This window comes from Qipengyuania sp. S6317L1, from assembly GCF_023015615.1.
GTDB lineage: Bacteria > Pseudomonadota > Alphaproteobacteria > Sphingomonadales > Sphingomonadaceae > Erythrobacter.
Window position 1 is genome coordinate 161771 of sequence record NZ_JALKAJ010000002.1, and the last position, 14549, is coordinate 176319.

The following is a 14549-nucleotide window of genomic DNA, read 5'->3' on the forward strand; positions in this document are numbered from 1 at the left end:
CATGAGCGAGCTAGTCATAAGACGCGGGCTGGAAGAGCCTGAAACCGGCGAAGATTTCACCCCGCACCGCCCGGCCCGACCTGAAAAGTCGATGCCGGGCAAGCCCTTCAAGCTTGTCTCCGATTACAAGCCCGCAGGCGACCAGCCCACCGCGATTGCGGAACTTGTCGCGGGCACGAAAGAGGGCGAGCAGACGCAAACGCTTCTGGGTGTCACAGGGTCAGGCAAGACCTTCACCATGGCGAGCGTCATTCAGGAGTTACAGCGCCCTGCCCTGATCCTTGCGCCCAACAAGATTCTCGCAGCTCAACTCTACGGCGAGATGAAGAGCTTCTTCCCGGAGAACGCGGTCGAGTATTTCGTCAGCTATTACGACTATTACCAGCCCGAAGCCTATGTCCCGCGCTCCGACACCTACATCGAGAAGGAGTCGAGCGTTAACGAGGCCATCGACCGCATGCGCCACTCGGCAACCCGCGCACTTCTGGAACGCGACGACGTGATCATAGTCGCGTCGGTTTCATGCCTTTACGGTATCGGCTCGGTCGAAACCTATTCGGCGATGATTTTCGATATCAAGAAGGATGAGAGCGTCGATCAGCGCGAGCTTATCCGCAAGCTCGTTGCGCTTCAGTACAAGCGCAATGATGCCGCCTTCACGCGCGGGTGCTTCCGCGTTCGCGGAGACAATCTGGAGCTTTTCCCGAGCCACTATGAAGACATGGCATGGCGTATCAGCTTTTTCGGTGATGAGATTGAAGAGATAGCGGAATTTGACCCGTTGACGGGAAAGACCGGCGCGAAACTCGACAAGGTGCGGGTCTATGCAAACTCGCACTATGTGACGCCGGGCCCGACGATGAAACAGGCGAGCGAGGCGATCAAATTCGAACTGGCCGAGCGTTTGAAAGAGCTTGAGGCAGAGGGCAAACTCCTTGAGCACCAACGCCTCGAACAGCGCACCCATTTCGATCTTGAGATGATTGCGGCAACGGGTTCGTGCAACGGGATCGAGAATTATTCGAGGTTCCTCACCGGACGCCTTCCGGGTGAGCCACCCCCCACCCTGTTTGAATACCTGCCCGAAAACGCATTGCTTTTCGTCGATGAAAGCCACCAGACCGTGCCACAAATCGGCGCGATGGCAAGAGGCGACCACCGCCGCAAGATCACGCTGGCCGAATACGGTTTCCGCCTGCCAAGCTGCATCGACAACCGCCCTTTGCGCTTCAACGAATGGGACGCGATGCGCCCGCAGACATTTTGCGTCTCGGCCACTCCGGGTCCGTGGGAGATGGAGCAGACCGGCGGCGTGTTTGCAGAACAGGTCATCCGTCCCACCGGCCTTATCGACCCACCTGTCGAAATCCGCCCGGTCGAAGATCAGGTGCAGGACTGCATCCAGGAATGCCTTGCAACGGCCAAAAAGGGCTATCGCACGCTCGTCACCACCTTGACCAAGCGCATGGCAGAAGACCTCACCGAGTTCATGCACGAGGCAGGTGTAAAGGTGCGCTACATGCACTCCGACGTCGAGACGCTAGAGCGCATCGAGCTTATCCGTGACCTTCGCATGGGGGTCTATGACGTGCTGATCGGCATCAACCTGCTTCGCGAGGGGCTCGATATCCCTGAATGTGGCCTCGTGTGCATACTCGACGCTGACAAGGAGGGCTTCCTTCGCTCAGAGACGAGCCTTGTCCAGACTATCGGCCGCGCGGCACGTAACGTTGATGGCCGCGTGATCCTCTATGCCGACCGCATCACCGGCAGCATGGAGCGCGCGATGGCCGAAACCGACCGCCGCCGCGAAAGGCAGAAGGCCTTTAACGAAGAGCACGGCATCACCCCGCAAACGATCAAGCGCGACATTGCCGACATCGTTGCGCACACCGCATCGCAGGACGGCGTCACGGTCGATACGGGCGATGACGAGGTCAACAACCTCGTCGGCCACAACCTTCGCAGCTATATCGAAGACCTCGAAAAACGGATGCGCAACGCCGCGGCGAACCTTGAGTTTGAGGAAGCGGGCCGATTGCGCGATGAAATCCGTCGGCTTGAGAATGACGAGCTGGGCCTTCCTGACGAGCAGAAGAAAGCGCCGCGCGTTGGCCGTTCGAACGAGGGCAAGCCGGGCACGCGCAAGACCCGTTACGGCAAGACACGCTACAAGAAGATGGGCGGGAAACCTTGAGGACAATCGCCCTTCTCCCGCTCCTGGCCCTGGCCGCGTGCAAGCCACCTCCGACCGATGCGGATATGGTGCGCGAGGTGGAATTGGAAAACTTCGCCTCTGCCCCTCTGCCCTCGCCCGATGCCACAGGCGCGCTATGGGCGGTGAGCCAGCGGTCGGAGAGCCGTCTTATCTACGGCGTGCCGAGCGAACCTGCGCTCTTGGCGCTGGAATGTCTGGGGTCATCCATTCAGATCATCCGCCATTCGCCCGCTGACGAGGGTGCAGGAGCGATGCTGGCGATGGTTGGCAATGGCCATATCGGGCGGCTTCCCGTTGATGCGACCAGAGTGACTGGGCGCTACTTCTGGGTCGGTGAAGAACCTGCATCAAGCGATGTGTGGGAGCCTCTCGCCGGTTCGCGCGAATTGATCGCGACGGTTCCGGGTGCTGGCACGGTGGAGCTTCACGCAAGCCCTCTTCCCGGCGCGCTTATCAGGGCCTGTCGCAGCGGCGAAGCGTTTGATCCTGCATCGCCCGACAAGCCCGAACAACCAGAAGAAGAACCCGCACCGCTACCGCTCGCGGGCTAACGATTTCTTCGGGCACGTTCGGTCAGCATGTCGGGGGTCAGAACCTGCGGCAATTGCTCCGCCTCTTCTCCGGGTTCATACCACAGATAAAGCGGCACGCCTGCTGCGCCCTGCTCGGTCAGGAACTGAGTGATCTCTTCATCGCGCACGGTCCAGTCGCCGACAATGGCCACCACGCCCGCGTTTTGGAAAGCCTCGGCGGTCGCCTCGCGCTCGATAGCGACGCTTTCGTTGACCTTGCAGGTCACGCACCAATCGGCGGTAAACCACACGAAGACCGGCTGTCCGCTGGCGCGCGCCTCGGCGAGTGTCTCACGACTGAAGGCTTTGGGTTCGAGCAGGGATGCGGAAAGGTCGCGGGCCTCCGGCGCGTAGGAGCTTGGCAGCGCGAACGCACCGAAAATGAGGAACGGTGCGGCAATAAGGCCAAAGGCCGGCCATGCCATCTTGCCTGCCTGTTGCAGCCGTCCGACCACGAACAGCGCGAGCACGATGCCGAACAGCATCACCAGTGCAAACAGGCCAAACCCGCGCCCGCCAAGCTGCACCGTCAGCCAAATGAGAGCCATTGCGGTCAGCCCCATCGGGATCGCCATCGCGCGGCGGAAGGTGTTCATCCACGGCCCCGGCTTTGGCAGTCGCTTTCGAAGCGCCGGGCTAAATCCGATTACAAGAAACGGCAGCGCAAGACCCAGCCCCAGCGTCGCAAATAGCATCAATGCAAGCGGCGTCGGCAAAAGAAGCGCGGCTCCCAAGGCAGCGGCCATGAACGGGCCGGTGCACGGCGTTGCAGCGACAGCGGCGAGCAGGCCGGTGGCAAAGGCGCCCCGAACACCCGAGCGCCCTTGCCCACTGCCGGTGTCGACGCTGGGCAGCTCGAATATGCCTGCAAAGTTCATCGTGATGACGGTCGCCAGCACCAGGAGCAGCACGACCACAGTGGGGCTTTGCAACTGGAACGCCCAGCCCACCTGCTCGCCCGCAGCCCGAAGCGCGAGCATCACACCGCCCAGCGCCACACAGGCAAGCACCACGCCAGCGGTGTAGGCCAATCCTTCTGCCTTGGCTTTTTGCTCGCTCCCGCCAGCGCGGGCCAGCGATAGCGCCTTGAGGCTGAGGATCGGGAAAACACACGGCATGACATTGAGAATGAGCCCGCCAAGGAGCGCGCCCAAAATCAAAGTCCAAAGCGGGGGCGTGACACCATCGGCGCTGTTCATGGTGACGATGCGCTCACCACCGATGGCAACCTCTCCTGCCTGTGCCACGAAACGCACGCCTGTCTCACTGCCGAAGGACAAGATACCCTCGACCCTGTCAGCTTCACCTGTGCCAAATTCGCTCAGGGGGATTTCGACCACCAATCGGTCGCCATCGCGCCAAAAGTATTGGAACGGGGCATAATCGACCAGCTGCGTGTTCGCGATGAAGACGTAAGGGTCGGAAAGCCTGACGCTTTGAGGAAGCGGGATACCAAGGCGCACAACCTCGCCATCGGTTGCAAAACGTGCCGCTGCATCCAGCATGGGCGCCACCTGCGCACGCCATTTGGCAAAGTCACCGCCCGATGTGCCGATCTGGCCCGCGTTCAAGACCGCACCTTGCGGCACGCAGATCTCATCGGTGCAGGCAAGATATTCGACCACTCCGGTCACTTGCGGCACGCCCTCGATCACTGCACCCGCTGGCACTTCGACAGGCACGAGAACCGCATATTCGCCCTCGTAAATGTGGTTCATCAGATCGGCGATGAGCAGCCGTTTGGGCACCGGATACAGCGGGTCGCCCGCCTCCCAACCTTGCGGCAGATCAAGCGTAAGTTGCATCCCCAGCCCGGCATCGCCCGGATTTTCCCAATAGCCATGCCATTCGGGCGCGCTTGGCGTGAAGCGCAGGGCCAGCATCCATGTCCCGCCAGCCTGCGGAGCCCCGTCGGCAAACAAATCGACCGAAATGCGTTCATCGCCGGCCCGCTCAATCCGCGTGAGCGCGCGCTCCCGCTCTGCGTCCGTATCTTGCGCAAACGCCGCAACGGGAAGCAGGAACAACGCCGCAAGCGCGAGCAGAAACGCATTTACCCATGCGCCCCGCACAAGATAGGATGCAGCGAATGTCACGGAGTTTGGCTTGCCTCTCAAAAGGTGGTCGACCATGGTAGTCCCTAGCGAGGTAAATAGTCTTCGCAAGAGCCACTTGAAGAGTTACACGAAGGCGCAATGAGCACATCAGCAGAAAACGAAACCCGCGATCTCCTCATTCTGGGAGGCGGCCTTGTCGGCATGGCGCTCGCGCTTGCAGCCGCGAAACAAGGCATTTCGAGCCATGTGATCGACCGCGCGGACCCGGCTGAACTCACCAAGGAAGGGTTCGATGATCGCGCAACGGCGATCTCGACCGCGAGTTGGCACCTGTTCGAAAACATCGGGATTGCCGAATATCTTGAACCCTTCGCCTGTGACATCGCGAGCATTGCGGTGACCGACCAGAACAAGCCGGGGCGTCTCGATTTCACGCCTGAACCGCACGAAGGCACATTGGGGCGGATGTTCCCGAACCGGCGCTTGCGCCTGGCGCTTTTTGAAGCGGCGGCAGAGGAGCCGTTGATCCATTGGGTGTCCAGGGCCGAAATCGCAGAGCGTCAGCGCAGCGAATTTGGCGTTGCCGCCGTTCTTGAGGATGGTCGCAAATTGAAAGGCCGCCTGATGATTGCAGCCGAAGGGCGGCAATCGCCCACACGCGACGGCGCAGGCATTACGATTGCCAAATGGGATTACAAACACCGCGCGATCATCGCCGGCCTCACCCATTCCAAACCGCATGGCAATGTCGCATGGGAAATCTTCTATCCCGCAGGGCCATTCGCGCTGCTGCCGATGAACGACGATGCCGACGGCACCCACCGCTCCAGCCTTGTCTGGACGGTGTCGGAGCAAGACGGCCGGGGCGTCACCAAGCTTGGCGAGCGCGCCTTCATCGCCGAGGTGCAAAAGCGCATGGGCGATATTCTGGGCGAAGTGACCAGCGTGGGCGCGCGCTCAAGCTGGCCTTTGGGCTTTCACCACACCGCGAAAATCACCGGCGAGCGTTTGGCTCTGATCGGCGATGCGGCGCACGGTATTCACCCGATCGCAGGCCAGGGGCTCAACCTGGGCCTGCGCGATGTGGGCGCGCTTGTGCAAGTGCTTGTCGAAGGGGCGCGGATCGGGCTTGATCCGGGCGATCCGGAGCTGCTCAAGCGGTATGAGACATGGCGCGGGCTCGACAGTTTCATGGTCGCATTGGCCACCGATGGCCTTACACGGCTTTTCGGCGTGCCCACTGGTGCGGCGAGCGCGGTGCGGCGCCTTGGCATGGCGGCAGTACAGCGCACGCCGCTTCTCAAGACCTTCTTCATGGATGAAGCGCGCGGCGTTTCTGGCGATTTGCCGGAACTGCTGAAGGCGTAAAGCCTATTGCTCGCGGTCAATCGGGCTTGGCTGACCCACCACATTGCCAGCGCCATCGCGAAGCCCGCTCTGGTCCAGCACGGCGGCGGTTTCGATCACCTCAAGCGCTTCCATCGCGGATTTGTAACGCTCGGCATCGGCAATCCACGCCTGCGCTTGCGCTGCGCCCGGCATACCCTTGATCTCGTCAATCGCGTTTTGATAGCGCCCCTGTTCCAAGGCGATGCGCGCCCTTTCCAGCCGCAATTCGGGCTGAGGCGAAGGGGTGCTTTCGCGCCGTACGACGAATAATTCGCTGAACTCGCGCTGGATCCGGTCCCAGCTGACGCCTTCTTCCTGCTTCACCAATTGCGGTCCCAATCCGTCGAGCCGCGCCGTAAGGTTGTCGATGCGCAAGGGATCGCGGCTGAAGCTGATGATTGTGCTCACCGCATTGGGCCATTGGTCGGCAAATCGCAGGCGCAATTGATCGGCGAGATAGCCAAGCTCCGCGCCGCGTTCGACCGCGCGCCGTGTGGCGAAAGCGATCAGCAAACCTTCCGCGCGCGCCGCGTTACCGGCGGCCGCCTGCGCTTGAAGGTCGAGACGCGCGAGGCGCTGTTCGGCCGCAGCGAGGCGCTGGTCTATGCCGCCTTGTTGATCGACAACGCCGCGCACAACTTCGGCTGCGCCCTCGGTGTCGCCGTCTTCGAGAGCAGCGACCGCTTCGGCCAACGGCGTAGGTGATGCCGACGCGGCAGGGGTTGCGGGCGGCTCTCCGTCAACCTGCTGTGCAGCGGGCAGTTCGGGCACGGCGGGCGCAGCGACAGCCGCAGGCTCGTCCGACTGGTAGTTGTACCAAACAACATAGCCGACAAGCGCGCCGCCAAATCCGAAAGAGGCCATTGCAGCGAACAAAAACCGCCCCGTCGAGGCTGGTTTTCTGCGGCTGCCAAATTTTGAGTCCATACCAAGATTACCTTGCGTGCCCGTTCTTACGATTTCTCCTACCCTCACGGAGAACATGCGGGTTTGTTACATCTATATGCACATGGCTTGCGCCAATTCCAACATTGCACGGTCATTTGGGGCAGGAGAAACGTGGATATTCGCCCACCCTGTACCCGCAGCATCGGCCACACGTGGGCCAATCACGACGAGGTCGATGCGCGCACGGTGGAGCGCGAGGCGCCTCGCTTCGGCATCAAACTGGCGCGCTGCGGCGGCCGAATGGAGGAGCACGGTAAGCCCCAGATCCTGAAGCGCGCGCATGGGTTCGGGAAGTTCGAGAGGGACCGCTTCATAGGTGACGGCGGTCAGGACGGTGACGCCTTCGGGAGCGTGAAGCGGCACGTGTTCCGCGCCCGCCAGCCGCAGGAGCCGCGTTCCGGAAGGCACGTCGCCCAGCACATTTTGCAATCCGCCCGTGCCAACATCGGCGACTGCAAACCCCGCCGCGCGCGCTGCGTCTGCTGTGGTGGCGCCAACGGCATAGACGGGTTTGCCGGTGAGCTTAGAAAGAGCCTCGCCCGCATGGCGAAAGACATTGGCGCTACCGATGAGAAGCGCGTCGACCTGGGCCGGGTCGGGACATTCCCAGCGAACCGCGCGGATTTCGAACAAAGGATAGCCAACCGCGTTGAGCCCCATCTCCTCAGCTGCACGAAGCGTTGCGCCAAGACCGGGCTCAGGGCGAACCACAAGGATCATGCCGCCCATCAACGCAGCCCTAATCCGCGCCGCTAAAATGGGGCCGGATACCGGGAGTGGCACGGGCGAGAAGGTCCTTTGCCAGAGCCCTCACCGGAGCCAGATCCAGCGCGTCGAACATCGCCTCGCCCTCGATCCGCTCGGTGCCATCGGGGCTGAACAGAGCGGCGCGCATGGTCAGCCCCTCACCACCGGGCTGGCACAAAACAGCCACCGGTGAATGACACGTGCCGCCCAGCTCAGCCAAAAGCGCGCGTTCGGCCTCAAGCTCTGCCCGCGTGCCGTGGTCGTCGATTGCCGCCAGCGCCGCCTTGGTCGATGCGTCATCCGCGCGGCATTCGAGGGTGATCGCCCCTTGCGCTGCGGCGGGGATCCATTCGTCGGCTTCCAGAGGCGCGCCCACTTCGCTTTGCCCCAGACGCTCAAGCCCGGCCGCCGCAAGGAACGTCACATCCGCCTCGCCCGCCTCAAGCCTGCCAAGCCTTGTCGCTACATTCCCGCGAAAGGTGACGACCGTGCAATCAGGGCGCAGGTTGAGCAGTTGCGATGCGCGGCGCGGAGCCGATGTGCCCACAACCGCGCCTTCAGGGATTGCGGCAATGCTGGATGCGCCGACAAGGCAATCGCGTCGGTCCGCGCGCGGCAGAACGGCGCCGAATTCAAACACATCGGGCCGGATCGTCTCGACATCCTTGGCCGAGTGGACCGAGACATCGATCCGCCCTTCGGCAAGCCACACGTCAAGTTCCTTGGTCCACAGCGCCTTGCCACCGATTTCGGCCAGAGGGCGGTCGAGGACCTTGTCACCGCTTGCCAGAACAGGGACCAGTTCGACCTCGTCCTCGGTCCATCCATGCGCCGCGCACAATCTCGCCCGCGTCTCGTAGGCCTGCGCCATTGCAAGCGGCGAATTGCGTGTGCCGAGGCGCAGTTTTACCGCGCCTTCCTGCCTATTACTCACCAGTCCAGTCTCCCGTCACGCTTGCTCTAGCGCGCGCACACACTAGATGGAAGCGCCATGAGCTCTCGCCCACACATAGTATTGGGGATCGAATCCTCCTGCGATGAAACTGCGGTTGCGCTGGTCACGTCGGACCGGCGTATTCTGGCGGAACGGATTGCGAGCCAGGAAGAAGAGCACGCGCCCTATGGCGGCGTGGTGCCCGAAATTGCCGCCAGAGCCCACGCAGAACGGCTTGCCCCGATGATTGAGGCGGTGCTGGGCGATGCCGGAATGAAACTTGACCAAGTGGATGCCATTGCCGCGACCGCCGGCCCGGGCCTCATCGGCGGGGTGATGGTCGGGCTTGTAAGCGGCAAGGCGCTCGCAATGGCATCTGGCAAGCCGCTGGTCGCGGTGAACCACCTTGAGGGCCACGCCCTTTCACCGCGTCTGGCGGAGGAGCGCCTCGGGTTTCCCTATCTCCTGCTGCTTGTTTCGGGCGGGCATTGTCAGATTTTGAGCGTTGAAGGCGTTGGCAAATACCGCCGCCTGGCGACGACGATTGATGATGCGCTGGGCGAGGCGTTTGACAAGACCGCCAAGATTTTGGGGCTGGGCTATCCCGGTGGGCCGCAGGTCGAGAAACTGGCCTTGGAAGGGGATGCGAAGGCCGTGCCCCTGCCCCGCCCGCTTAAAGGTTCAAAGGAACCGCATTTCTCGTTTGCCGGCCTCAAAAGCGCAGTGCTGCGCGCCTATGACAGCGGCGATCACGCATCTGCCGATATCGCCGCCAGTTTCCAGCAGGCGGCGATTGATTGCCTTATCGACCGGCTCGAAAAGGCGCTCTCGATCGCAGGCGCGCATCCGGCTCTCGTCGTTGCAGGGGGCGTTGCTGCAAACAAGGCCGTGCGCGGCGCGCTGGAGGAACTTGCGAGCTGGCACGAGATGCAATTTGTCGCCCCGCCCTTGAAACTATGCACCGATAATGCGGCGATGATCGCATGGGCGGGTTGCGAGCGCCTCACCGCAGAGCCTAGTTTTGAAGGCGATCCGCTGGACCTCAAGGCAAGGCCGCGCTGGCCGCTTGACCCCGAGGCAGAGGCGGTGCGCGGGGCAGGAGTGAAGGCATGAGCGCAAAATCAATGATCGGCGTGATCGGCGCTGGCGCCTGGGGAACGGCGCTTGCCCAGATGTTAAGCAGCGACGGGCGCGATGTGCTTTTGTGGGCTTATGAGAGCGATGTGGTCGATGCGGTCAACACTTCGCACCGCAACCCGCGCTATCTGCCCGGTGCCGAACTGTCCCCCACCATTCGCGCAACAGGCGACCTCGCCGAATTTGCCGAGATCGATATCGTTCTTGCGGTGACACCTGCACAGGTTCTTGGCCGCGTCCTCGAAGGACTGTCCAAGGCTCCGCAAGACCTCGTGCTGTGCTCCAAAGGGATCGAGGCAGGCACGCAGCGATTGATGAACGATGTCGCGCGCGCAGCTTCTCCCGGAAGCCAGATTGCGGTTCTGTCCGGTCCGACTTTCGCGCATGAAGTGGCAGACGGCCTTCCCACCGCAGTCACGCTTGCCTGCGAAGGTGGCCGCGCGCAGTGGGAGCGGCTGTCCCCCGCTATCGCGAGGGCCACTTTCCGCCCCTATTATTCCGACGATGTGACCGGCGCAGAAATCGGCGGTTCGATCAAGAACGTGCTCGCTATTGCCTGCGGCGTGGTCGACGGGCTTGGCCTTGGCCAGAACGCGCGCGCCTCCCTGATTGCGCGCGGCTATGCCGAGATGCTGCGCTTTGGCGAGGCGCTTGGCGCGCAGGCCGAAACGCTTGCGGGGCTTTGCGGCCTCGGCGATCTGGTGCTGACCTGCTCCTCAACCTCAAGCCGCAATTTCTCGCTCGGCAAGGCGTTGGGCGAAGGTGGCTCGGCCAAAGAGCTCATGGCTGACCGCACCACTGTCGCAGAAGGCGCGCACACCGCGCCGGTGCTCGCCGGGCTTGCGAGCGAGCGCCAGATTGCCATGCCGATCACCGCCGCGGTGAATGCCATCCTCGAAGGCGAAGCGCCTCGCGACGTCGTGGCGCGGCTCCTTGCCCGTCCCCTCACCGCCGAAATGACCGGCGATCAGACGCACCTGGGCTAGGCAGACCGGGATTGAGCACCCTTCCGCCTTCCAGCGTCGAGCCTCCTGCTCTCCCCCCTGAAAAGGGCGGCGACGATATGGCAACGCTTGCCAAGGGCGGGCGAACAAACACGCTCGGCTTCGTGCTGCGGCTTCTCGGGGGGCTTCCGTTTCTTTTCGTCGGCTTTCGCCTTTACGGCGTTGAGGAGATGGGAAAATTCGCCGCTGCTTTTGTGGTGGTGGAAATTTTCGCACTCGTCTGCGCGCTGGGGGAAAAACGCGGCCTTGCACAGCGGCTGACCGAAGGCATTCAGGATCACGAGGAAACGCCGACCAATCTGGTGTTCGATGCGATGCTGGTCTCGCTGGTATTCTCCGCCATTGCCTGCCTCCTCCTGATCGCCTTTCCGGTGATAATCTTCCCCAGCGGGGTCAGCAGCGCGTTCGACATGTGGATGATTGCGGCAATCCCGGCCTTTGCGCTCACTGAAATCCTGCTGGCAGCGCAAGCATTCAAATACGACATCGCAACCACGGTCAGAGCGCGCGCACTGGTTGAACCATGGGTCAAATCGATCCTCGTCGCCGCGCTTTTCTTTATCCCCGCGCTTTCGAGTGGCGGAATTGCGCTTGCCTTTATCGGCGCGATTTACGCCGCGTTTTTCACCGCGCTCTGGTCGTTTCTAAAAACCTATGGCCTTCCCAAGGGGTGGCGACCGCGCCCGCGTTATCTGGGCAGGATGACATCGCGCGCCATGCCTCTCATCGGGGCCGATGTGATCGAGCGCGGCACGCGGCTGCTCGACGTATTCCTGCTGGGCCAGGCCACATCCTCCGGGACGGTCGGCATCTACTGGTTTGCAAAGGAAGTTGTCAGCCTGCCGCAAAAGCTCAAAACCAGTTTCGAGCCCATCCTTGCCCCGGTCATCACAAAGAACCTCAAGACCGGACACATGGAAGCCATCGCCTCGCAGGTGCGCCAGGTCGGTTTCTGGATCATCGCCTTGCAGTTCGGCATCGCGCTCACTCTGGCAATTCCGGGCGAAGGCGTGATGGGTCTTGGCGGGCCAGCGATTGTCGGGGGAACGGGCGCGCTTGCGATCCTGCTCGCAGCGGAAGTTATCGCCTCGATGGCGGTCGTCTCGGAAAGCGTGCTCGTCTATATCGCGCGCAAGCGAAACCTCGCGATCTCGGTTGGCGTTATTACCCTGCAAGGCGCGCTGACGGTGGGGTTCATCCTTCTGGCACAGCGCATGGGCTATCCCGAAGGCTTTCAGGCAGCGGGCGCGGCGGCGGCTCTGTTCATATCACTGGGCGCGGCCAGTTTTATCAAGGCAGCGGTGCTCAAATCACTCTTGAAAGCGCCGGTGTCGAACCTTCGCTGGGCGCTTGTCTGGGCGGCGGCACCGGCGGTCATCGTGGGCTTCCTCTTCACCCGCTACACCCCTGAATGGGTGGAACTGGCCATTGGCGGTCCGGCGATCATGGCGACCTATATGTGGGTCATCTGGAAAAGGGGCTTTGACGAATCGGACAAGGTGCTTTTCCGCAAGAAGGTCGTTCCAGACATCGACGAAGACCCGCCTTCACCACAGCCCAAATAGCGCACATTTCTGCGGCTTGACGAGCCTTCCTGTTCCCCTTTCACGGTCGTTGTCCATCGCAACTCATGCACCGTTCATCTAACGAATGTGACCTTGCAAAGCGGGGCAAGCAGGGTTTTGGCCCGAGATGGAGGGTGGTCCGATGCCGGGGAAAATCAGCAAGTTGCAAGGCACAGCGTTTGCAACAGGCATCAGGCGCCACACCTTTCGGGTGGGAATGGAGGACTGAAAGATGCCAACGAATAACCGAGACGGATTTGGGCAAGAAACGCGGCGTGGGCGTAAGGTAGTAATATTGGGCAGCGTCGTATTTGCCCATGTCGGGCTGCTCGCCGCTTGCAGCGATGGATCGGACGATGTTGCCATAGCTCCTCCACCGCCGCCCCCTCCGCCAGCGATGGCTTCGCCGCAAAAGGTCGTGGTGACCGGGTCTCGTGCCATGATGGAAAGCGCCGACGCCTATTACGCACCGCCTGTGATGGTCCCGCAGGACCCGGGCCGCGAACGCTATGACGGTGAAGAAGTATCGCCCGTCAAACTCACCAACGCAGAGCCCGTGAGCACTTTCAGCGTCGATGTCGATACAGGCGCCTATGCCAATACGCGGCGCTTTTTGCGGCAAGGCAACCTGCCCCCGCGCGATGCGGTGCGGACCGAGGAATTGGTCAATTATTTCCGCTATGATTACGACCGGCCGTCGGACAAATCGACGCCCTTCACCACCAATATCGATGTCGCCCGAACGCCGTGGAATGACGACACCTATCTCATGCGCGTCGGGCTTCGCGGTTATGACATTGCGCGAGAAGAACGCCCGGCGGCCAACCTTGTATTCCTGATGGATGTGTCGGGCTCGATGGGCCAGGCTGACAAGTTGCCCCTCGTCAAAACTGCGCTGTCGGGGCTTGCCGGCGAGCTTGGCGAGAACGACAGGGTCTCCATCGTGGTTTATGCAGGAGCCGCTGGCCTCGTGCTTGAACCCACCAATTCAACCGCGAAAATCCGCCGCGCGCTCGACAGCCTGAACGCTGGTGGTTCAACCGCTGGCGGCGCCGGGATCCAGCTTGCCTACAACATTGCCGAAGACAATTTCATCGAAGGCGGCGTCAACCGCGTGATCCTTGCAACCGATGGTGATTTCAATGTCGGCCTGTCGGACCGGGACGCTTTGGTCGAGATGGTCGAGAAAAACCGCGACCGCGGCATCACGCTTACAACGCTTGGCTTTGGCACGGGCAATTACAACGAAGCGCTGATGGAGCAGATCGCCAATCACGGGAACGGCAATTACGCCTATATCGACAGCGCGCTGGAGGCGAAAAAGGTGCTGGGCGATGAAATGAGTTCAACGCTTTTCACCATCGCCAAGGACGTCAAAATACAGGTCGAGTTCAATCCCGCTGTCATCAGCCAGTATCGCCTAGTCGGATACGAGAACCGCGCGCTGCGCGAAGAGGATTTCGACAATGACAAGGTCGATGCAGGCGACATTGGCGCAGGGCATCAGGTGACCGCCATTTACGAAGTCGTGCCCACAGGCACAAAGGGTTGGATCGCCCCGCGCCGCTATGAAGACCAACCCGCACGCGCTGCGACAGACCGGATTGTTGAGGCGGCCAACGTGAAGCTGCGGTATAAACTGCCCACAGGCTCGCGCTCGCGCCTGATTGAAAAACAGGTGATGGCCGACGCTTTCACCTCCGCGCGGGCCCCGCGCGGTGACTTTGCCTTTGCCGCTGCGGTTGCCGCTTATGGTCAACTTTTGCGCGGGGATGAGCTTATGATGGACTTTAGCCACGATGATGTCGGCACGCTCGCCGGGCGTCAGGCGAACTTCTGGCGGCAGGAGTTCCTTGAACTCAACGCGCTCGCAGGTGCTGCCAGCTCGAGCGCACGCGGCGGGGGGTAAACCGGTCACAAACCGGGCTCGTCACCTTGGGGACTACCCCTTGCATGGTTCATCCTGCTAAGGCGCCGG

Annotated in this window: 11 protein-coding genes; 7 read left to right on the forward strand and 4 right to left on the reverse strand. The window is 61.8% G+C overall.

Going from position 1 to position 14549, the window contains the following annotated elements:
* The first annotated feature begins 1 nt into the window (after position 1).
* Positions 2-2197: an excinuclease ABC subunit UvrB gene (uvrB, locus tag MWU38_RS02195; RefSeq protein ID WP_247270196.1), complete on the forward strand. Its 2196-nt coding sequence runs from the start codon at positions 2-4 to the stop codon at positions 2195-2197.
* Complete coding sequence (locus tag MWU38_RS02200; protein WP_247270197.1) at positions 2194-2769, forward strand: hypothetical protein; 576 nt, start codon at positions 2194-2196, stop codon at positions 2767-2769. Before uvrB ends, MWU38_RS02200 begins: the two co-directional genes overlap by 4 nt.
* Here MWU38_RS02200 and MWU38_RS02205 read toward each other — a convergent pair.
* Positions 2766-4886 carry a protein-disulfide reductase DsbD gene (locus MWU38_RS02205; protein WP_247270198.1) on the reverse strand — a complete coding sequence of 707 codons (2121 nt, stop codon included), beginning with the start codon at positions 4884-4886 and terminating at the stop codon, positions 2766-2768. The genes MWU38_RS02200 and MWU38_RS02205 overlap by 4 nt on opposite strands.
* A gap of 99 nt (positions 4887-4985) precedes the next feature.
* Here MWU38_RS02205 and MWU38_RS02210 point away from each other — a divergent pair, with 99 nt between their 5' ends.
* Positions 4986-6215, forward strand: a complete 1230-nt coding sequence (locus MWU38_RS02210) for an FAD-dependent monooxygenase (protein WP_247270199.1) — start codon at positions 4986-4988, stop codon at positions 6213-6215.
* Between the two features lie 3 nt (positions 6216-6218).
* On the opposite strand, the gene MWU38_RS02215 is transcribed toward MWU38_RS02210, so the two are convergent.
* From MWU38_RS02215 to hemC, 3 genes are all read right to left on the reverse strand, one after another.
* Positions 6219-7163, reverse strand: a complete 945-nt coding sequence (locus MWU38_RS02215; RefSeq protein WP_247270200.1) for a hypothetical protein — start codon at positions 7161-7163, stop codon at positions 6219-6221.
* A gap of 72 nt (positions 7164-7235) precedes the next feature.
* Positions 7236-7913, reverse strand: coding sequence for a uroporphyrinogen-III synthase (locus tag MWU38_RS02220; RefSeq protein ID WP_247270201.1), 678 nt, complete (start codon positions 7911-7913; stop codon positions 7236-7238).
* A gap of 10 nt (positions 7914-7923) precedes the next feature.
* Entirely contained in the window at positions 7924-8835 is a 912-nt protein-coding gene (hemC, locus tag MWU38_RS02225; protein ID WP_281494578.1) for a hydroxymethylbilane synthase, read from the reverse strand.
* Positions 8836-8922: 87 nt separating this feature from the next.
* Between hemC and tsaD the strand changes: the two genes are divergently transcribed.
* The 4 genes from tsaD to MWU38_RS02245 all read left to right on the forward strand — a co-directional run bounded on the left by tsaD (position 8923) and on the right by MWU38_RS02245 (position 14480).
* The gene (gene tsaD, locus MWU38_RS02230) at positions 8923-9978 is read left to right on the forward strand and encodes a tRNA (adenosine(37)-N6)-threonylcarbamoyltransferase complex transferase subunit TsaD (RefSeq protein ID WP_247270202.1); all 1056 of its coding nucleotides are present in this window, start codon (positions 8923-8925) and stop codon (positions 9976-9978) included.
* The gene (locus MWU38_RS02235; protein ID WP_247270203.1) at positions 9975-10988 is read left to right on the forward strand and encodes an NAD(P)H-dependent glycerol-3-phosphate dehydrogenase; all 1014 of its coding nucleotides are present in this window, start codon (positions 9975-9977) and stop codon (positions 10986-10988) included. Before tsaD ends, MWU38_RS02235 begins: the two co-directional genes overlap by 4 nt.
* An 11-nt stretch (positions 10989-10999) precedes the next feature.
* Positions 11000-12571, forward strand: a complete 1572-nt coding sequence (locus tag MWU38_RS02240; RefSeq protein ID WP_348646857.1) for a lipopolysaccharide biosynthesis protein — start codon at positions 11000-11002, stop codon at positions 12569-12571.
* 295 nt (positions 12572-12866) lie between these two features.
* Entirely contained in the window at positions 12867-14480 is a 1614-nt protein-coding gene (locus MWU38_RS02245) for a von Willebrand factor type A domain-containing protein (RefSeq protein ID WP_348646858.1), read from the forward strand.
* Positions 14481-14549 lie beyond the last annotated feature (69 nt).

Excerpts from the sequence above, each read along its gene's own strand:
- MWU38_RS02215 (WP_247270200.1), bottom strand. The coding sequence starts at position 7,163 with ATGGACTCAAAATTTGGCAGCCGCAGAAAACCAGCCTCGACGGGGCGG.
- MWU38_RS02220 (WP_247270201.1), bottom strand. The coding sequence starts at position 7,913 with ATGGGCGGCATGATCCTTGTGGTTCGCCCTGAGCCCGGTCTTGGCGCA.
- MWU38_RS02235 (WP_247270203.1), top strand. The coding sequence starts at position 9,975 with ATGAGCGCAAAATCAATGATCGGCGTGATCGGCGCTGGCGCCTGGGGA.
- uvrB (WP_247270196.1), top strand. The coding sequence starts at position 2 with ATGAGCGAGCTAGTCATAAGACGCGGGCTGGAAGAGCCTGAAACCGGC.
- MWU38_RS02210 (WP_247270199.1), top strand. The coding sequence starts at position 4,986 with ATGAGCACATCAGCAGAAAACGAAACCCGCGATCTCCTCATTCTGGGA.
- tsaD (WP_247270202.1), top strand. The coding sequence starts at position 8,923 with ATGAGCTCTCGCCCACACATAGTATTGGGGATCGAATCCTCCTGCGAT.